The 19,238-nt window shown below is 65.2% G+C and carries 18 protein-coding genes; 10 read left to right on the plus strand and 8 right to left on the minus strand.

Annotated features, from left to right (window positions below; translation table 11 throughout):
- Window positions 1–37 precede the first annotated feature (37 nt).
- The gene (locus tag GA0061099_RS26270) at window positions 38–1,978 is read right to left on the minus strand and encodes a glycosyltransferase (protein WP_074448122.1); all 1,941 of its coding nucleotides are present in this window, start codon (window positions 1,976–1,978) and stop codon (window positions 38–40) included.
- A complete protein-coding gene (locus GA0061099_RS26275; protein ID WP_370129480.1) occupies window positions 1,975–3,240 on the minus strand; it encodes an HlyD family secretion protein in 1,266 nt (421 codons plus the stop codon). The genes GA0061099_RS26270 and GA0061099_RS26275 overlap by 4 nt, the downstream gene beginning before the upstream one ends.
- A 368-nt stretch (window positions 3,241–3,608) precedes the next feature.
- Here GA0061099_RS26275 and htpX point away from each other — a divergent pair, with 368 nt between their 5' ends.
- From htpX to GA0061099_RS42990, 3 genes are all read left to right on the plus strand, one after another.
- Complete coding sequence (htpX, locus tag GA0061099_RS26280) at window positions 3,609–4,547, plus strand: zinc metalloprotease HtpX (RefSeq protein ID WP_036013824.1); 939 nt, start codon at window positions 3,609–3,611, stop codon at window positions 4,545–4,547.
- Between the two features lie 135 nt (window positions 4,548–4,682).
- Window positions 4,683–5,324 carry a tetratricopeptide repeat protein gene (locus GA0061099_RS26285; protein WP_192893321.1) on the plus strand — a complete coding sequence of 214 codons (642 nt, stop codon included), beginning with the start codon at window positions 4,683–4,685 and terminating at the stop codon, window positions 5,322–5,324.
- A 299-nt stretch (window positions 5,325–5,623) separates the two neighbouring features.
- The gene (locus GA0061099_RS42990) at window positions 5,624–6,016 is read left to right on the plus strand and encodes a DUF3551 domain-containing protein (protein WP_074448123.1); all 393 of its coding nucleotides are present in this window, start codon (window positions 5,624–5,626) and stop codon (window positions 6,014–6,016) included.
- A gap of 418 nt (window positions 6,017–6,434) precedes the next feature.
- On the opposite strand, the gene GA0061099_RS26295 is transcribed toward GA0061099_RS42990, so the two are convergent.
- Together GA0061099_RS26295 and GA0061099_RS26300 are read right to left on the minus strand one after the other, a co-directional pair.
- Entirely contained in the window at window positions 6,435–6,785 is a 351-nt protein-coding gene (locus GA0061099_RS26295; protein ID WP_036013820.1) for a hypothetical protein, read from the minus strand.
- 164 nt (window positions 6,786–6,949) lie between these two features.
- On the minus strand, window positions 6,950–7,750 hold the full coding sequence (locus GA0061099_RS26300; RefSeq protein WP_036024809.1) for a hypothetical protein: 801 nt from the start codon (window positions 7,748–7,750) through the stop codon (window positions 6,950–6,952).
- A gap of 227 nt (window positions 7,751–7,977) precedes the next feature.
- On the opposite strand from GA0061099_RS26300, the gene GA0061099_RS41385 reads away from it, so the two are divergent.
- The gene (locus GA0061099_RS41385; RefSeq protein WP_036024810.1) at window positions 7,978–8,271 is read left to right on the plus strand and encodes a hypothetical protein; all 294 of its coding nucleotides are present in this window, start codon (window positions 7,978–7,980) and stop codon (window positions 8,269–8,271) included.
- A 148-nt stretch (window positions 8,272–8,419) separates the two neighbouring features.
- Here the strand turns inward: GA0061099_RS41385 and GA0061099_RS26310 are convergent, their stop codons facing one another.
- The gene (locus GA0061099_RS26310) at window positions 8,420–9,865 is read right to left on the minus strand and encodes a helix-turn-helix domain-containing protein (protein ID WP_036013804.1); all 1,446 of its coding nucleotides are present in this window, start codon (window positions 9,863–9,865) and stop codon (window positions 8,420–8,422) included.
- Window positions 9,866–10,094: 229 nt separating this feature from the next.
- Between GA0061099_RS26310 and GA0061099_RS26315 the strand changes: the two genes are divergently transcribed.
- From GA0061099_RS26315 to GA0061099_RS26325, 3 genes are all read left to right on the plus strand, one after another.
- Complete coding sequence (locus GA0061099_RS26315) at window positions 10,095–11,729, plus strand: isocitrate lyase (protein ID WP_036024812.1); 1,635 nt, start codon at window positions 10,095–10,097, stop codon at window positions 11,727–11,729.
- Window positions 11,730–11,800: 71 nt separating this feature from the next.
- Window positions 11,801–12,010 carry a DUF4170 domain-containing protein gene (locus tag GA0061099_RS26320; RefSeq protein WP_036013800.1) on the plus strand — a complete coding sequence of 70 codons (210 nt, stop codon included), beginning with the start codon at window positions 11,801–11,803 and terminating at the stop codon, window positions 12,008–12,010.
- A gap of 184 nt (window positions 12,011–12,194) precedes the next feature.
- Window positions 12,195–12,749, plus strand: coding sequence for a hypothetical protein (locus tag GA0061099_RS26325; RefSeq protein ID WP_036024814.1), 555 nt, complete (start codon window positions 12,195–12,197; stop codon window positions 12,747–12,749).
- A gap of 105 nt (window positions 12,750–12,854) precedes the next feature.
- Here the strand turns inward: GA0061099_RS26325 and GA0061099_RS26330 are convergent, their stop codons facing one another.
- Window positions 12,855–13,739: a metallophosphoesterase family protein gene (locus GA0061099_RS26330; protein WP_036013809.1), complete on the minus strand. Its 885-nt coding sequence runs from the start codon at window positions 13,737–13,739 to the stop codon at window positions 12,855–12,857.
- Between the two features lie 106 nt (window positions 13,740–13,845).
- Here GA0061099_RS26330 and GA0061099_RS26335 point away from each other — a divergent pair, with 106 nt between their 5' ends.
- The 3 genes from GA0061099_RS26335 (at window position 13,846) to GA0061099_RS26345 (ending at window position 15,973) form a co-directional block, all read left to right on the plus strand.
- Entirely contained in the window at window positions 13,846–14,337 is a 492-nt protein-coding gene (locus GA0061099_RS26335) for an NUDIX domain-containing protein (protein ID WP_036013806.1), read from the plus strand.
- 87 nt (window positions 14,338–14,424) lie between these two features.
- The gene (locus GA0061099_RS26340) at window positions 14,425–15,366 is read left to right on the plus strand and encodes a glycosyltransferase family 2 protein (protein WP_036024815.1); all 942 of its coding nucleotides are present in this window, start codon (window positions 14,425–14,427) and stop codon (window positions 15,364–15,366) included.
- Between the two features lie 91 nt (window positions 15,367–15,457).
- Complete coding sequence (locus tag GA0061099_RS26345; protein ID WP_036013792.1) at window positions 15,458–15,973, plus strand: GNAT family N-acetyltransferase; 516 nt, start codon at window positions 15,458–15,460, stop codon at window positions 15,971–15,973.
- 279 nt (window positions 15,974–16,252) lie between these two features.
- On the opposite strand, the gene GA0061099_RS26350 is transcribed toward GA0061099_RS26345, so the two are convergent.
- Window positions 16,253–18,643, minus strand: coding sequence for a TonB-dependent receptor (locus tag GA0061099_RS26350; protein ID WP_036024817.1), 2,391 nt, complete (start codon window positions 18,641–18,643; stop codon window positions 16,253–16,255).
- Window positions 18,644–18,787: 144 nt separating this feature from the next.
- Entirely contained in the window at window positions 18,788–19,195 is a 408-nt protein-coding gene (locus tag GA0061099_RS26355) for a DUF2946 family protein (RefSeq protein ID WP_036024819.1), read from the minus strand.
- Window positions 19,196–19,238 lie beyond the last annotated feature (43 nt).

A 19,238-nucleotide genomic window follows, 5' to 3' on the forward strand; every position in this document is an offset into this window, starting at 1 on the left:
GAGAGGAAGCCGACCTTGCCGCTGACAGTGCGTGGCGCTAGCCGAACAGCCGCATCAGCAGCGCCTTACCGACCGGGAGCGCCCTGACGCCCCGATAGGCCCGAACATATTCGCCGGCATAGAACGCCCTGATTGCATGCACGCGCGTGTCCATGCCTTCCGCGAACCGCACGGCAAATCCATCAATGGTCCGCCGCACCACGATGGCCGCAATCGAGCGGCCGTAGATCTGGCACTCGATCGTGCTCCCAGGCGCCGGCGGATCGGGATCGATTAGCCGCGCACCGGTGATGGAGATATCGGCGAGCCGCGCCAGATGCGACCTGCCGTCCTGGCGCAGCAGCACCGGCTCGTTGCGATTGAAGCGCTCCGCCTTGCGCTTGCGCGGCTGCTCGATGCAGACGAAGCAGACCACGGTGAGGATGAACGCGTTGTAGAAGCTCCAGGCCAGCGCCAGTCCGCCATAGGCGATGTTCTCGCCGCGCTGCTGCAGGATGAAGGCATAAGCGATGGATGCGAGCGTGATGAAAAGTGCACAGCCGTAGATGCGCAGCAGCGGCCATTCGACGAAGCGTCGGTCGCGGTCGCCGCCTTTCGCGGTGACCTTGAACTTGTGTCCCTTCGGCTTCAGCAGGCCGGTCGCCACCGCCTTGAGCACGGCAGGCGCGGCAATCAGTTGGGAGACATCCGTCATCATTGCGAGCGAGCGGCCACGCGAAAGCCAGGCCATGCTGAGGCCGTTCCAGACATAGAAGGGCAGAAAGACCCGCAACAGCTCGCTCAGATCGGCCCGCACCGCCTGGATGCCGAACAGCAGGAACAGCCAGGGCACCACAAGGCCCGCCACTTTCGAGGTGTAGACCGCGGACCAGCTCATGAAGGCGTCGGCCAGCGAGAGGCGGTCGATGAAGGGCAGCTTCGAGTCCCGCGAGAGCGGTCCGCTGCGGCCGCGCACGATCTGCATCAAGCCGAGGCACCAGCGGGCGCGTTGGGTGATGTATTCCTTCAGCCCTTCCGGCGCGAGCCCGATCGTCAGGCGCTCGTTGAGATAGATCGTATTGAGTCCGCGTTCCTTGAGGCGCAGCGTGACGAGATAGTCTTCCGTCACCGAATCGGTCGGAAAGCCGCCGATCCGCATCAGTCCGGAATAGCGGATGAGGGAGGAGGTGCCGCAGCAGAACGCGACGCCCCAGGCGTCCTTGGCCGGCAGCAGGATGTCGAAGAAGAAGCGCTGCTCGTCGGGCCAGACGTCGGTCGCGGCGAGGTTGGTCTGGATCGGGTCGGGATTGATGAAGTGCTGCGGGGTCTGGACCACGCCGACCGACGCATCGTCCATGAGCGAGACGGTGCGCGCAAGGAAATCGGGCCGCGGCACGAAGTCCGCATCGAGAATGGCGACGAACTGCGGCCGCTCCGGCAGCGCCCCGACATGCCTCAGTGCGTGATTGATGTTGCCTGCTTTGGCGTGCTGGTTGTCGGGCCGCGTCAGATAGTGGCAGCCGAGCTCGCCGGACAGCCGCCGCAGCCAGGGCCGTCTTCCGTCGTCGAGCACCCAGACGCGGTAATTGCCGTAGTCCATGCCCGTCGCGCCGATGATCGTACGCTCGAGGATCCCTCGTTCCTCGTTGTAGGTGCAGATGAAGACGTCGATCAGCGGTGCGCCCGGATCGGTGGTGCGGCCGTCGACCTTCGCTGCGCCGGTGCGGTCGCGCGTCCGGCTCAGGAACAGCAGCGACAACGCGACCGCGACGAGCGAGGCCGCCTCCAGCAGCATGAAGGGGTAGCCGATCACGGCATCGACGGTCAGGCGCGGCGGCGGAAGCGTCGACATGATCCGCCAATAGAGATAGCGCAGCAGCAAGGTCACCGAGACAATGGCCAGGAACGAGCGTGCCATCGTGCTGTCGCGCCTCAGCAGCGGTACGATAGCCATGAAGGCGCCGAGCGCGATCAGGCCGGGCGTCAGCGCCGCCGTCACGGTGCGGTCTCGTGCCGTGCAAACACCACGCGGCCGGTGCGGCCGACCGTGCAGGCGCGAGCTGCGGCATCGCGCGAGGCCACGGTCACACGATAGGGCTCCTTGCTCAGCGCATCCGGATTGATGGCGAGATTGGCCGGCGCGCCGGCAGCGCCGGTCAGGTTGACCACGGTGCCGGAGATCGGCTCGCCGCCGTCATTGGGCTCGAACGTCGCGTGGTCGCCGAGCTGCAGGCGGTTGTAGACGTTCTCGGTGACATTGGCGGTGATCACGGCGCCGCTGCAATCGAGCACTTTGAGCAACGGCTGGCCTGCCTGCACGTCCTCGCCCGGCGATGTCATCATTTCCCAGACGCGGCCTGCGACGGGTGTCGTAATGTTGGCTTCGGTGAGATCCGCGAACCGGACCTCCTCGACGATGATCTCGTTGGCGAGCCAGGCGATCTCCGTGTCGGTGCGCGCGAGATCGGCCTCGAGGTCGCCGGCACGCTGGCGCATCTCTTCCTCGCGCTGAACCGAGCTTGGCCGGTCGTTGTAGCTGTCGCCGAGGAAGGATCCGTTCCGTGCCGCGGCGAGCTCGACCTTGGCCGCGTCCAGCCGCTTGCGCGCACCGAGCTCGGTCTGTTGCGACACCGAGAGCTCGCGCGTCAGACGTGCCAGTTCGACGGTCGAGACATTGCCCGATTTTGCCAGCGAGGAGGCGCGCTCGACGGCGGCACTGGCCTCGTCCCGCCGCGCCGCCGCAGCCTCGATCGAGGTCTGGATCTCCGCGATGCGGGCCTCGAGCTGGAGCACGCGTCCGTCGCGAAATAGCGCGGCCTGCCGCGCCAGATCCTTTTGTGCCGCCTGCGCCGAAGCGAGCTTCGCCGCAAGGCTCGGCCGTTCATTCTCCAGGCGCGATTTCTGCCGCCGGAGATCGTCGAGCCGGGTGCGATCGCCGCGCGAGTTGAAGACGCGCAGGACGACGGTCCCGGCTTCGAGCTTGGCCTGGTCAGTGACGCGCTGGGCGGCTGCGACGCGGCCACCGATCGGAGTCCGCAAGGTGACGAGGCGGGAATTCAGCACGGCTTCGACGCTCGAATTTTCCCAGATCGCCCGCAGCGGCAGCCAGCCGAACACGGCGACGATGGCGAGCCCGATCGCGACCTTGGCGCCGCGCCGCAGATACGGCCAGCGGCGCCCCGATTCTTGCCCGCTCTGCGTCGTGGAAGCATGGTCGGACTCGTCATTGGTGAAGAGGTGCTCGTGCAGGGAGTCTTGCAAACCCTTCGCATCAGTTCTGGCGTCGTGAGGAGGGGGGGCGGATGAGGGGGCGACGGAGGCGGCGCTCGAGCGGTCTACCATGGCGGTCACCTTGCTGACGGGAGGCCAACGGGAACCCGGTCAATGCACAAGGCCAATGCCGCGTGCCCGGTTACCGCGAGTTATGCGGAAATTGCGCTTTCCAGGTTGCTAAGCCTCCGCGTGTGTTTTTGCGCAAATCCCGGTCAAGCTTTAGTGGCGGCGGAAAGGCTGGCTGGTGCCGCTGGCGTCTGCGGCTCCACGACGCACGAACCTTGCAGCCGGCGGCCGCATTCATACTTCGAAGGTGCCGGCCAGAGGTTCGCCCGCGGCCGCCCTAGGAGACGGCCATGAACTATTTTCGTACCGCAATGCTGCTCGCTGGCCTGACCGCCCTGTTCATGGGCGTCGGCTATCTGATCGGAGGCGCCTCGGGCGCCATGATCGCGCTCGTCATTGCCGCCGCAACCAACCTCTTCACCTACTGGAACTCCGACCGCATGGTGCTGTCGATGTACGGCGCCCATGAGGTCGATCGTTCGACCGCGCCGGAGCTGGTCGGCCTCGTCGCCGAGCTTGCGGGCCGTGCCGGCCTGCCGATGCCGCGCGTGTTCGTGATGGATGAGATCCAGCCCAACGCGTTCGCCACCGGCCGCAATCCGGAAAACGCCGCGGTCGCCGTCACCACCGGTCTGATGAACCAGCTCAGCCGCGAGGAGCTCGCCGGCGTGATTGCGCACGAGCTCGCGCATATCAAGCATCACGACACGCTGCTGATGACGATCACCGCGACCATCGCCGGTGCGATCTCGATGCTGGCGCAGTTCGGCATGTTCTTCGGTGGCAATCGCGACAACAACAGCGGTCCGGGCATCGTCGGCTCGATCCTCTTGATGATCCTCGCTCCGCTCGGTGCCATGCTGGTGCAGATGGCGATCAGCCGGACCCGCGAATATGCCGCCGACAATCTCGGTGCGCGCATCGTGGGGCAACCTATGTGGCTGGCCTCTGCGCTGGTGAAGATCGAGGGCGCTGCGCACCAGGTCCCGAACTACGAGGCCGAGCGAAACCCAGCGACCGCGCACATGTTCATCATCAATCCGCTGTCGGGCCACGGGGTGGACAACCTGTTCGCCACCCACCCCTCGACGCAGAACCGCGTCGCCGCGCTCCAGCAACTGGCGGCCGAGCTCGGCGCGCGCGCGGCGCCGTCGGTCGGCGCCAACGAGAACTATCCACCGCGCGGGCCGTGGGGCCGCTCCTCCTCACGTCGTAGTCCCTGGGGCTGACGGAGCCGGCAAGGATTGCGTCTGGCTTTGTGATCTGGCGCACACAGGGGGGTCCCCAACCAGTGTTAACTCCTCGGCGTGACCATTCCTTCGAAAGGGGATGGGTGGCTGGCGCGCTGCCGGCCACCGTCGAAGATGACCAGAATTGCCGTACCATTGCTGATCGTCCTTTGCGTGCTCGTCGGCTTGTCCACGCACATGGTCGTCAATTGCGGCGACGAGGATGATCCCGACATCTGCTCGGCCGTGATCGGCTTCTCGCCGCTGCGCGGCTCGCTGATCGCCTTCGCCTATGCGGGACGTGGACGGATCGCGCTGCGTCACGGCGACTTCAAGCGGGCGATCGCCGATTTCGACGAGGCCATCCACCTCAATCCCAACCGCGCTTCGCTCTATCGCGACCGGGCGCTGGCGCGCCGGCAGAACGGCGACTTCGAGCTTGCCATTGCGGATTACGACGAGGCGATCGCGCACGATCCCAAGCGCGCGGCACCTTATCACCAGCGCGGTCTCGCGCTCGCCGCAATGGGCGATCTCGACCGCGCCATCCTGAGCTACAGCACGGCGGTCCGCCTCGACCCCACCGATGCGCAGGCCCGTCTCGACCGCGGCCTTGCGTTCCTCGCCCGCGGCCAAACGGACGACGCCCGCGCCGATTTCGAGGCCGCGCTGGCGCTGCCCGCCGGCAAGGACGGTCGCGCGCGAGAGGCCGCGCGCGCCAAGCTCGCGGAACTCGCCAGCGCCGAGCCGACACTGGTGGCCGCGCCGCGAAGATGAGGGAAGTCTCTCCGCGAAGCCCGGAAAGCGTAGGGTGGGCAAAGGCGCACTTCGCGCCGTGCCCACGATCTTCTCAATACGACAACAGACGCGTGGGCACGCTTCGCTTTGCCCACCCTACGATGCTTCTGTAGGACAGGTCGCTTGCCGCATAGCGGCGAGATCGGTGAGAGATGCGGAAAGCGAGACTGTCGCGGCTGCCTGCTGCGCGTATAAACCAGTTCAACAAGTATTGAGTTGGATCAATACTGGCAGGGTCCAGAGTGCATCCATGTCGTGCGCCCCTGGAGGAGCTTCCAATGTACAAATGGGCTTTGACGATTCTGACCGTGAGTATCGCCCTGACAGCGGGAGATGCCCGGGCCCAAAGATATGACCCCGCTTATCCCGTTTGCTTGAACGTCATTTCTCGCGGAATGACGCCATACTACCGGTGCAGCTTCACGACGATGGACCAATGCAGGGCGTCGGCAAACGGCCAGATGTGCGTCCTCAATCCCTACTACGCCGGTCCTCCAGCGAGAGGAAACGCTCGGCGGCATCATCGCCAGACCTACGCGCCACCGAGGCCGCCGGTCCAGTACCGGGCGGTACCCTATAATCACTTCAATGAACCCTATTATGGGGCATCCCAAGGTTACGCGCCTGGCGAGAAAGAGCGCTTTCTCCAAAGTGTGAGGCAATACATGTGAGGGATGTCGCTCGACTGTTCGACCAGCCCATGCCTGGGGCGGAGGAATCGTTGAGGTCGCGGCCGGCCCGATTGCGGCGGCCGCGAGGGAGCGCGTCGCAAACGCGCAACGCGGCGATCCGATCAAGCCGGAGATAATTGGGAGACAGGCCGGCGAGCCTCCAGATCGCCAATCCCGTAGCGGCGATCGGTTCAACGGCAGGGCTATCGCATTTGGGAGTTTTTCCTTGCGGCCATCCTTCGAGACGCCCGCTTTGGCGGGCTCCTCAGGATGAGGGCGGAATGCGCGGCAGCAGTTTCAACGAGCACCGATGCTGATTAGCCTCATCCTGAGGAGGCGCGTCAGCGCCGTCTCGAAGGACGAGGCGCGTGCGCAGGCCGCCGCCGCAAGTCATATGCGATAGCCCTGGGTGCAACGACTACGTCTTCTTTTTCGCTTTGGCTTTCTTTGCGGCCTTCTTCGCCGGCTTCTCGTCCTTTGCCTTCTTCTCCGCTTTCACCGTAACAGGCGTGCTGGCGGCGAGGCGCATCGACCGCGCGTAGCTGTCGGCGACGTTATCGGCGGACATCTGCAGGCGCTTGGCGGCCGCGGTCGCCTGCTCCATGGTGGCCTTGGCCATCATCTTGAAGCGCTCGCCGGTCTCCTTGCCCTTGGCCTTGGCCGCAAGGCTGTTGAAGCGATCCCGCCGCTCCTTGGCACGGGTCATCAGGCCCGTATGCAGCTGTCTGGCCAGTTGCCGGATCACGACATCCAGGTCGGCTTCCGCCATGGTCTCTCATCCCCTTCGAAAAACGGTATCGATGCGGGCGGGACTATGCAGATCGGACCCCGGCTTGGCAATTCCCGGCTGTGCGTCATCCGCAGCTTCCGGTCTGCGAAACAAAAAAGCCGCGCTGTTCGCGCGGCTCTTTGGCTTGGCTTGGCGCCGTCCGTTCATTTCAGCGAGGCGACCGGGCCGTTCGAGGCCGCCGGCTCGGGGTCGAAGCCGAACACGCCGACGAGATATTTGTAATAGTCCGGCATCTTCTCCTTGAGCGCCTCGCGCGACTTCGGATCGTGGAATTCGCTCTTGCCGGCCAGGAAGATGCTGGCGGTCACCGCAAAGAATTCCATGGGATTCTTCATCGCATAGGATTCCTTGGGCAAGAGGTCCTTGGACTTGGCGAGGGCGTAGTAGGTGATCACGCCCTTGTTGGCGTAGCCGTCCGGCAGCAGCCGCGCGTGGAAGGCGTGCAGCATCTCGTGCAGCAGCACGGCCTCCTTCTCGTAGCGCATCATGTCCGGCCGCAGCATGATCACGCCGAGGCCCGAATCGACCGCGAGGTCGACGGCATTAGGATTGGTCCAGCGCTGCTTGGCGGGGTCCCAGACCGTCAGGGTCCGGGGCGCGGTGCGCTGCATGTCCGGCGTGACCCGGCCGTAGCAGGCGGTGGCGGCGCCTTCGTCGAGGCAGGCGAGTTCGCTCGCGACGATCGGAACGGTGTGGAAGAAGCGCAGCACGCGCGGGGAGAGGCCGACGCCTTCGACGACGTCGATCTGGCTCTTCAGGTTCTCGGTGAGCTTGTCGACATCCTTGCGGTCGCGGTTCTCGGAGATGTCGAACATGTAGCCGCGGTAGCTCTGGAAGCCCGGCGGCAGCGGCTGCGCCGCGCCGGCATCGAGCGACCCGGCGATGGTTGGACTGGCGAATAGCGCGCCGACAATGGTCGCGGTCAGCAGCAACGCAATGCGCATGGTGAACCCCCTGATGTCACTTCGCCCGGCAGATTAAGCCGCCCTTGTTTGCGAAAAGTGAGTGCGGCGAGACTAAGGCACCGATGTTGAGGCGTGCTTAACCGTTGGTTGCAGATCGCGCGGGCGGATTAGGGTCGGGTTAACCAAGCGTGGATCGGCTGCGCGCTTCGGCGTAACATCCGCCCGGGCTCGAGGCCCTCACATCATAGCCGGAAGGGGAGGATGCCATGTATGCCGCCATCCGTCAGGCCAAGGCGAAAAGCGGGAGCGCGGAAGAGCTGACGCGCCGCATCAAGGACGGCGCCGTTCCCATCATCAGCGACGTCGACGGTTTCCGCGCCTATTACGTCGTCTATGGCGGCGACGACACGGTCACCGCGATCTCGATCTTCGACAAGTTCGAGCAGGCCGAGGAAGCGAACAAGCGCGCCATCGCCTGGATCGAGAAGGATCTCGGCCCGCTGCTCGCCGGCGACGCCCGCGCCATGGCGGGACCGGTGATCGTGCATACGCTGGCGTGAGGGCGCGCGCTATTGATGACCGGAGCGGCGACCACACACTTGGTCGGCATGCCCGGGCTTGACCCTGGCATCCACGTCTTTCTGCGTACGCGGAAGCGCGTGGATGGCCGGGTCAAGCCCGGCCATGACGGAAGAGAGAGTGTGTGCCTCACAACTCCCTTGCATTCGAGAACGCAAAGCTCGACACCCGCCGCGTCGTCTCGTCCAGGATCAACGTGCGTGTGATCGGTGGCTCGGCGCGCTGGGCGCAGTTCTCGCGCTCGCAGAGGCGACAGTTGACGCCGATCGGGGTGCCCTCGGCCTTCTCCAGGTCCATGCCGGTGGCGTAGGTCAGGCGGGCGGCGTGGCGGATCTCGCAGCCGAGGCCGATGGCAAAGCGCGGCTGCGGCAGCGGATGCGGCGCCACGGGGCGGCGCACCATCTGCGCGATCGAGAAATAGCGCGTGCCGTCGGGCAGCTCGATCACCTGCTTGAGCAGGCGATCCGGCGTGTCGAAGGTCGAATGCACATTCCAGAGCGGACACGTGCCGCCGAATTTCGAGAACGGGAAGGTGCCGGAGGAGAAACGCTTGGAGACGTTGCCGGCATTGTCGACGCGCAAGAGGAAGAACGGAATGCCGCGCGCATTCGGTCGCTGCAGCGTGGTGAGGCGGTGGCAGACCTGCTCGAAGCCGGAATTGAAGCGCTGTGCCAGCACGTGGATGTCGTAGTTCAGCGCTTCGGCGGCCGCGAGGAACGCCGGGTAGGGCATCATCACGGCGGCCGCGAAGTAATTGCCGAGCGTGATCCGGAACAGCCGCCGCGGCGCATCGTCCAGCGGGCCGGCCCGGCCGATGATGGTCTCCAGCGCCTGCGCGCATTCCGCCAGGCCCAGCTGGAAGGCGAGCTGGAATGCGCGGCCGGGCGGATCGACCAGCTCCGAGATCAGCAGCTGCCGGCGGTGGCGGTCGAATCGGCGGAGCGTCTCGCGCATCACGTCGACCGGCATGATGCGGGTCTGGATCGAGTGCTTCTCGCGCAAGCGCGTTATCAGCGCGGCATACAGCCCTTCGGCGGGCTCGTTCAACTCGTCGCGCAGATTTTCCGCCGCCTGCTCCAGCTCCGGAAAATAGTTGCGGTTGGCCTCGATCAGCTCGCGCACGCGCTCGACCGGATTGGCTTCAAAGCGCGTGCCGACGTCGCGGTCGGCCATCTGCGCCGCGGCCAGGGTCTCGCCCTGACGCGCCTCGGTATAGGCCGCGTAGAGCCGCTGCAGCGCATGGGTGACGCCGGGGCAGAGCTCGGCGAGGTCGCGCAGCTCCTGCTTGGGCACGTCGATCTGCCGGAACAGGGGATCGGAGAAGATCTCGTTCAGCTCGGCGAAGAAGCGGTCCTCGTCCGCGGTGGCGAGATCGCGCAGGTCAAGGTCATAGGTCTCGGCCAGCCGCAGCAGGATCTGCGCCGTGACCGGGCGCTGGTTGCGCTCGATCAGGTTGACATAGCTGGGCGAGATCCCGAGCCCCTCGGCGATCTGGGTCTGCGACAGCCCCAATTGCTGCCGGATTCGCCGGAAGCGCGGGCCGACGAAGAGTTTCTTGCCGGAATCGGCGGGCATGTCTCAGATCTCCAGACTCAATCAAGGTCAGAACAGTTGACCTATTATTTTTACAAGTTTTACAAAGTGACATGTATTACACGTTCAGATGTTACATGACATCACCAATAAAAACAAGCCATCTGTACGAACTTTTCCTTTTCGCGTTTAGCTTCTGACACGCATCTCGCAATGCATTGTCAAGAATGTCGATGGCTGCCTCGCCATCGTCAGCGAAAGGATCAGGCACATGAATTACCAGCCCCGCGGTATCAGCACCCTCCAGGGTCCGTCCTCGTATCAGGACGAGGTCAAGGCGGCTCAGGCGCTCCTCGAGACCCAGCCGACCTGGAACGGCGTGTCGGCCGAGGCCGTCGCGCGCATGCGCCTGCAGAACCGTTTCAAGACCGGCCTCGACATCGCCCGCTACACCGCGGCCGTGATGCGCGCCGACATGGCCGCCTATGACAAGGATCCCACCAAGTACACCCAGTCGCTGGGCTGCTGGCACGGCTTCATCGCCCAGCAGAAGCTGATCTCGGTCAAGAAGCACTTCGGCGGCAAGACCGACCGCACCTATCTCTATCTCTCCGGCTGGATGATCGCGGCGCTGCGCTCCGAATTCGGTCCGCTGCCCGATCAGTCCATGCACGAGAAGACCGCGGTGCCGGCGCTGATCGAGGAGCTCTACACCTTCCTGCGTCAGGCCGATTCGCGCGAGCTCAACGACATCTTCCGTCTGCTCGACAAGGCGCGCAAGGAAGGCGACAAGACCCGCGAGAACGAGCTGATCGAGAAGATCGACAACTTCCAGACCCATGTCGTCCCCGTCATCGCCGACATCGATGCCGGCTTCGGCAACGCGGAGGCGACCTATCTGCTCGCCAAGAAGATGATCGAGGCGGGCGCCTGCGCGCTGCAGATCGAGAACCAGGTCTCCGACGAGAAGCAGTGCGGCCACCAGGACGGCAAGGTCACGGTGCCGCATGACGTCTTCCTGGCGAAGATCCGCGCCTGCCGCCACGCCTTCCTCGAGCTCGGCGTCGAAGACGGCATCGTCGTGACCCGCACCGACTCGCTCGGCGCCGGCCTGACGCAGCAGATCGCGGTCAGCCACAAGCCCGGCGACATCGGCGACCAGTACAACAGCTTCCTCGATTGCGAGGAAATCACCGCGGAGAACGCCAAGAACGGCGACGTCATCATCAACCGCAACGGCAAGCTGATGCGTCCGAAGCGGCTGCCCTCCAACCTCTACCAGTTCCGCCCCGGCACCGGTGCAGACCGCTGCGTGCTCGATTGCATCACCTCGCTGCAGAACGGCGCCGACCTGCTCTGGATCGAGACCGAGAAGCCGCATATCGAGCAGATCGCCAGCATGGTCGACCGCATCCGCAAGGTGGTGCCGAACGCCAAGCTCGCCTACAACAACTCGCCGTCGTTCAACTGGACCCTCAACTTCCGTTGGCAGGTCTACGACGCGATGAAGGAAGCGGGCCAGGACGTCAGCAAGTACAACCGTGCCGAGCTGATGAAGGCGGAGTACGACGACACGCCGCTGGCGAAGGAAGCCGACGAGCGCATCCGTACCTTCCAGGCGGATTCGGCCAAGCGCGCCGGCATCTTCCACCACCTGATCACGCTGCCGACCTATCACACGGCCGCGCTCTCGACCGACAATCTCGCCCGCGAGTATTTCGGCGAGCAGGGCATGCTGGGCTACGTCAAGAACGTCCAGCGCGCCGAGATCCGTCAGGGCATCGCCTGCGTGAAGCACCAGAACATGGCCGGCTCCGACATCGGCGACGACCACAAGGAGTACTTCGCGGGCGAAGCTGCGCTGAAGGCGGGCGGCGTCCACAACACGATGAACCAGTTCGGCTAACGGCGGATCGGACCGGTCTGGAAGCCAGGTTGGAGTCCAGGCCGGTCACGCACCTCAACAGGAGACTGACAATGACCAAAGGCAGCAATTTCTGGGTGATCGGCGGCGAGTTCGGTTCGATGAACTTCCACAAGCTCGTGGAAGGCTCGGCCCAGGTCAAAGGTCCGTTCAAGACCCGCAAGGAAGCCGAAGAGTGCTGGAAGGAAGTCTCGGAAGAAAGCCGTCACAAGGCCGGCGTCCGCTTCTCGATCGTGGAAGAGCCCTCGCGGGTCTCGGCCTGATCGCCCCGACTTAAGAAGACGTCCAAGGACGGATGGTCCCATCCAGGCCCTGCCTGGGTGGGATCGTCTGTTTTTGGCACAGGTGAACCAGCTGTGGGCGCCGTAAGTCTCTGGAATTGTAGGCCTTTGCGGAGGGTTTGGTTGCTGATAGGTTAATGGGGATAAGTCGAGGACGAGGCCGACAATGTCAGAGCCCGAGACCAGCGGGACCGATCCCGGCCAGCCGCGCCCGGTGCGGCTGCGCGATGCGCTGCTGCGCGCGCGGATCGAGGCGGCCGACCGCACCGGCGTCGTCGTCGATTTGCGCGACGCCGAGGTGGCACGGCTCGAGATCCTCAACGACGCGCTCGATCCCCTGTTCGCGCAGGTGCCTGATCAGATCGACCTGTTCGACCGCGGCATCAGCCAGGGCGATACGCCGCGGCTGTGGATCGACGTCGTCGCCCACATCGTGATGGGGCGCGACAAGCGGATGTACCGCTTCGTCCAGGACACCCGCTTCGGCCGCATCGTGCTCGCCGAATCGCACGACACCGCCGTGATCGTCGAGGCCGTCACCGACTATGTCGCGCGCCGCATGGTCGAGCGCGAGCGGGCGATGGTGGTCGCGCCCGAACCGCAGGCCCCGGCCGCCGCGCCGCCGCGCCGCTCGCGCCTGTGGCCATTCGTGTTCGGCTTCGTGCTCGGCGCTGCGGCGTTGTTCGGGGTGGCAGTGCTTGCGGTCTTGCGGAGCTGGTGAGGCTCTCTCCTTCGTCATTGCGAGGAGCCCTTGCGACGAAGCAATCCAGATTGCCTCCGCGGAGATTCCTGGATTGCTTCGCTGCGCTCGCAATGACGACCGGGGCTAAATCAACCGCACATGCTTGATCTGCCCAACCTGAAACCCCGCCCCGAGGCTTCGCACCGTCTGCTCGCAGCGCCAGCCGGCATTGTCCTTCTCGATGGTGAACAGATTGTACGCCGCCGCCGGATAACGTCCGTGCGCCAGCGCGGAGGCCGACGGCACGCCGAGCGCGGGAATGTTGCCGTTTGGACCCTCGAACCACATCGTCGAATGAATGTGGTCGTGCCCGTGCAGGACCAGCTCGACGCCGTGGCGCTTCAACAGTCCCAGCAATTCCGGCGCGTCCGTCATCCGCTTCGCCCGCGCGCTGGACTTCAGCGGATGATGCACCAGCAGCACGCGGAAGACGTCTTCCGCGGCGAGCCGCTCGAGCACCTCCGCAAGCGCGGCGAGCTGATCGCGCCCGAGCGTGCCGGTCGCCATCAGCGGCAGGGTCGGCACCGCCGTGGACAGGCTGATCAGGGCAAGCGGCCCGCGCCGGCGCACCGCTGGGAAGGCTGCGCCGCCGGGTGTGTCCGCGGCGATGTAGTGCAGGAACGTCTCGCCGAAGCGATGACGCGTCGCGCTGACATAGGCGTCGTGATTGCCGGGGATCGCGGTCACGCGGTCGGGCGGGCCGACGCTTTCGAGCCAGGCCAGCGCCGGTGCGAACTCCGCCTCCAGCGCCAGGTTGACGAGATCGCCCGTCACTGCGATGTGGTCGGGCGCCTGCGCCTTCATGTCGGCGACGAGCGCGTCGAGAACCTCGCGGCGCTGGTACTTGTGGCGGTTGCGCGTCCAGTTGACATAGCCGAACGCGCGCTTGCCCGCGAGCTCGATCAGCCGCGGCTTCGGCAAAGGCGCCAGATGCGGATCGGACAGGTGGGCGAGCGTGAAGGGAGCCAGCGTGGAGGGAGTCATGGCGCGCGAATGCCTCGCTATTGCTCCGCTGTAATGGCAAGGTCGCGCGCCCCGCGCAAGCAGGGCCTGAAACGGGGCGTCGAGGAGCCTGATGGGAGAACGTCTGAACCGAGCCCGACGGAAAGCCGAGCCGCTGCTGCGGCGGTTCTTGCACGGCTATTTCCTCCTCGTCCGCGGCATGACGCTCGGCGTCCGTGCCGTGGTGCTGGATGCCGACAATCGCGTCTTCCTGGTCAGGCATAGCTACGTCAGCGGCTGGTATTTGCCTGGCGGCGGCGTCGATTTCGGCGAGACCATGGAAGAGGCATTGCGGCGCGAGCTCAAGGAGGAGGGCGACATCGATCTGACCGGCGAGGCGATCCTGCACGGCGTCTTCCTCAACAGCCACGTCTCCCGCCGCGACCACGTCGCGGTCTACGTGGTCAGGCAGTTCAGGCAGGACCGCGTCCCTGAGCCCAACCGCGAGATCGTCGAATGCGGGTTCTTCGACAATGCCGCATTGCCCGAGGGCACCACGCCCGGCACGCGGCTGCGGATCGCCGAAGTGCTCGATGGCAGGCCCGTGATTGCGACGTGGCGCTGAGGGCAGCTTGTGCTAGTAACCCGCTCGACGCGCACGGCAGGCCACGCCGCTCGGGCGCGAGCCGACAAGCCTCGGAGTGCTGCCCTGATGACCACAACGCAACTTCGTATCGCGGTGCTGGTGCCCTGCTACAACGAGGAGGCCGCGGTCGCGACCGTCGTTGCCGATTTCCGCAAGGCGCTGCCCGCGGCGGAGATCTACGTCTACGACAACAATTCGCGCGACCGGACCGCCGCGGTCGCGCGCGAAGCCGGTGCGATCGTGCGCAGCGAGCGCCGACAGGGCAAGGGCCACGTCGTGCGCCGCATGTTCGCGGACGTCGAGGCCGACGTCTATGTGCTGGTCGATGGCGATGCCACCTACGATGCGCCGAGCGCACCCATCATGATCGACAAGCTGCTCGACGAGCATCTCGACATGGTGGTCGGGCTTCGCGTCGATCAGGTCCAGGCTGCCTACCGGCTCGGCCACCGCACCGGCAACCGCATGCTGACCGGCTTCCTGTCCGACACCTTCGGCCACGCTTTCAAGGACATCCTGTCCGGCTACCGGGTGTTCTCGCGCCGCTTCGTCAAGTCCTTTCCCGTCCTCTCCGACGGCTTCGAGATCGAGACCGAGCTTGCGGTCTATGCGCTGGAATTGTCGCTGCCGGTTGCCGAGGTCGAGACGCCCTATTATGCGCGCCCCGAAGGCTCGTTCTCCAAGCTCAACACCTGGCGCGACGGCTTTCGCATCCTCGGCACCATGCTGAAGCTCTATCGCAGCGAGCGGCCGTTGCGCTTCTTCACGGTGATCGGAATCCTGCTGGCGCTGGCGTCGATCATCTTCGCGATTCCGATCGTGATCACCTTCATCGAAACCGGCCTCGTGCCGCGCCTGCCCACTGCCGTGCTGTCGATGGGCCTGATGATCATGGCCTTGCTGTCGGTGTCGTCAGGGCTCGTGCTCGATACGGTGACGCGAGGGCGGCGGGAGATGAAGATGCTGGCCTATCTGTCCCAGCCGGCGTCGAAACGGAACGCAGGTTGAGCCAGGCTTGCACTTCGCCCGCCGGGAGGTAAACGGGGCACCGCCGCCGCCATGGACCTTCGCAGGCGCAAGTGCTACTCCGCGAATTGACATGAACGATCTCTCACTGACCATTCTTCCCGAAGCCGCCGGCGACGCTCAGGCGATCGAGCGGCTGCACGAACGCACCTTCGGCCCCGGCCGCTTCGTGCTGAGCGCCTACCGGATCCGCGAGCACGTCGACCATCTGCTCGAACTGTCCTTCACGGCCCGTATCGGCACGCTCCTGGTCGGCTCCGTCAGGCAATTGCCGATTCTGATCGGCCAAACGCCGGCACTGCTGCTCGGGCCGCTCACCGTCGAGCCGCCGTTCCGCGATCGCGGCATCGGCCGTCAGTTGATGGAGCGCGCGCTGAAGGACGCCAGGGAAAAAGGCCACCGCCTCGTGCTGCTGGTCGGCGACGAGCCCTATTACGGCCGCGTCGGCTTCAAACAGGTGCCGAAGGGCCGCGTCACCATGCCCGGCCCGGTCGATGCCGCGCGCATCCTGGTGTTCGAGCTCGTCGACGGCGCCTTCGAGGGCGTGTCGGGCGCGGTCGGCCCCGACTGGAGCAAAGCGCGGACATAGGAGCGGCGCGCGTCGTTGGAAACGCCGTAGCCCGGATGGAGCGCAGCGCAATCCGGGAAGGTCTTCCGCAACGAGAGAACCCCGGATTACGCTACGCTCCATCCGGGCTACGACACTGCTCGTATCTCATCCGGCTAAGAGACCGTCGAGAAGACGCGCGGCTGCGCGCGTCATACTCCGTCATTGCGAGCGCAGCGAAGCAATCCAGAGTCTTTCCGCGGAGGCGGTCTGGATTGCTTCGTCGCAAGGGCTCCTCGCAATGACGGCGCGTGTCGTTACCTAGAACTTGAAGTTCGCGAACGCCCTGACGCCGATGCCGGGCAACAGCACCTGGTCCTTGTTGAAGGAGACGGCATTGCGGATATTCTCGTTCAACAGGTTGTTGCCGACGAGCCCGACATGCATCTCGCGCGCGCCGAACCAACGTTGATCGAGCTGCGTTTTGTAGCTGACCTCGGCCCTTAGCAGATTGTAGCCGGGCGTCGGCGTCTCCGCGATCGGTGCGATGTCGTTTTGCGCGAACGCGTGCAGCAGGTTGATCCGGGCAAACCATTCGGCGTCGCGATAGTACACACCACCGCCCAGCCGCTGGGGCGGAATGCGTGGCACGTTAGTGCCGTCGTTGAAGGTCGCGCGCACGATGTCGTATTGACCCTCGATGCCCCAGATCCCGTTCCAGACCGGCATCACGTCGTACTGGAACTGGAATTCGCCGCCCCGGAATGTCGCGTCGCGCTGCGAATAGACCGCCTGATTCAGTTCGAGGCCAGCGCCAAGCTGGCAAACGCCGTCCTCACACGTGTTGCCGGTCAGGCGCCGGTAGATAAAGCCGTTGAACTTGGTGTAGTAGCCGGTGATTTCGAAGCGAAGCGGCCCGACCGCCCGTCGCAGTCCCGCCTCGACCGACTTGGCGGTCTCGATGCCGAGATTGGGATTGCCTATGTCGAAAGTGGTGGTGGCATCGTGGCCGCCGCGCGAAAACAATTCCGCCGGTTTCGGCGCGCGTTCGACATATTGGCCGGTGATGCTGGCGACCAGATCCCAAGGAAGGCTGTGGATCAGGCCGATGCTCCCGCTCACCGGCGTGAAGTTGCGGTTGACCGCCGTTGCGGGGCCGATCGCGGCCGGATCGACGGCGAGGTCGAACACATCGGGGACGAAGGCCGGCGCCGTGCCGCTCAACCTTGCGCTCTCGACGCGTCCGGCGATCTGAGCCTTGGTGGCTTCGCTGAACTTGAACTCATTGAAGATGTACCCGGCGACCTTTGTGTTCTTGTTCGGATCGAACAGTCCGTTGATCGGGCTGCCTGGATCGTCCGGACTCGGCGCGGTCAACTTCTGGTGCGACGCCTGAACGCCCACAGCGGTGGTCAGCGCAGCAAAGCGGACGTCGAACGGCGCAAGCTGCACCTCGACGCGGCCTTCCTGTTCCTTGTTGGTGAAGGTTTGTCTCACGCCGAGGGAGCCGAGGTCGGCAGAGTCGGCGAGCCCGACCTCATCGTGCTTATAGTCGGTGGCGCTGGCCCAGAACCGGATCGCATCGATCGCCGCCGCGTCCGGCCGATACTCGCCTTTTGTCGTGAACTTCGTTTGTCGTCCGTCGATCCGCGTCAGGAACTCGCTGCCCTCGATACCGGGTATGTGATAGAGCGCGTTGTGCTGCGTGATCGCCGCGCCCACGTAGCCGCCGTCGAAGATGTAGGAGCCGCCGACAGATCCGCCGTAGGCCTGCGATGCCGAATTCGGCTGGCGTCCGTTGAACGGCAGCGTCGGGTCGGTCAAGAACGGATAGCTCGGGATGTTGTAGTCGCCGGCCTTGCGGCCAAAGGCATCGGCGTGGAAGGCAAAGTTGCCGCCGCCGGCATCGAGCAGCACGGCACCTTCGGTCCCGCGATCGACCGAAGTGACGGCCGTCCGCGTTTCCGCGGTGATGCAGCCCGGCGATCCCACGTTTGCCAGCGGCGCCTTGGTCGGGAGTCCGTAAGTCGGAAAGGGCGCCGTGCAGGACGGCAAGGCATCCGGAATTCGATTGTTGGTTGCGCTGACCACGCCACCGATCGCGGTGGAGCCGTAGCGCAGCGTCGCCGGTCCGCGGATGACCTCGACCTGGGTGGCTGCCAGCGGATCAATCGGCACGAAGTGATCCTCGCCGAGATCGGACGCGCCGTTGCTGCCTGTTCCGTTCTCGATAATGCCAACCCGGTTGGCGTCGAGCCCGCGAATGATCGGGCGGCTGGATGCGCCGGGTGCGTATTCAGAGCCGGTGATGCCGGGCTTGGAGAACAGGAGATCGCCGAGCGTGCCGCCGCCGTTGCGCCGAATCTCCTCGTTCGGCACCACGGTGACGGTCGCGAATTGATCGGTCACAACAGGCAGCACGCCTTGCTGAGGCGCGGCGGGCACGGGAGCTGCCGGTGCCGCTTCAGCCGTCTGCTCGCGGCTGCGCACCCGCGCGGTCCGCGTGCCGCGGCCTGCGTTGCGGGTCGGCACCACTGCTCTGCGTACGATCGGGCTCGGCGCCGTTACGGTGATGGCGGGGAGCTCGGTCGATGATTTGTCTTGTGCCGGTCGTTGTGCCGAGTCTTGGGCGAACGCGGATGTAGCGGCGGCGCCGAGCAGGAGCAGGCTTGCTCCGCCAAGGCGCTGCGCGCGTCGCAATTGAAATGACATGGTCCTGATTCCACTCAGGCGCCGTCCGGATGATGCTCTGCTGATCGGAGGCGGCCTGCCGTCGCGACGCGACGGAATTCGACTTCAACTTCTCCCAGGCACTTGCCGATGTGCGGCGAGGCTGGGCGTGATCAAGCGTTGGAGTCAGGACGCAGGAGGGGCGCGCGGCTGGAACGCCGTGCCGGCCGATGTCAGATGAGCGAACTCGGCGTCGAGGCTGCGCCTGAGCAGCTCGATCGCCTGCGGTAGCAGCAGCACGGGCGGCGTCGCCGACACGATCGCACCCGCCATCGCAATGATGGCGCAGATGGCGCAACTCTCGTCGCGCGAATGCTCGCGGTCGGGACTTGAGGGCGATTGCTTCTCGACGGCGGCGCCGTCGGTCGCTGCAACGTCCTTGGCGCCGCCTTCGATGTGCTGGACCGATGATTGAGCAAAAGGCGCGGCCTGCGCGAACCAATGGCTGTGGCCGAACGTCAGCGCGAGCTGCACCAGCATCGCGAACAACGCGAGCCGGGCGCCGTGCCTGCTATTCGACCGGAACCACTTCATCTGGAAAACGCCACCCCCACACCGGGGCGTCAATCCCAGGACG

Origin of the sequence: Bradyrhizobium yuanmingense, from assembly GCF_900094575.1 — a bacterium.
Classification (GTDB): Bacteria; Pseudomonadota; Alphaproteobacteria; order Rhizobiales; family Xanthobacteraceae; genus Bradyrhizobium; species Bradyrhizobium yuanmingense.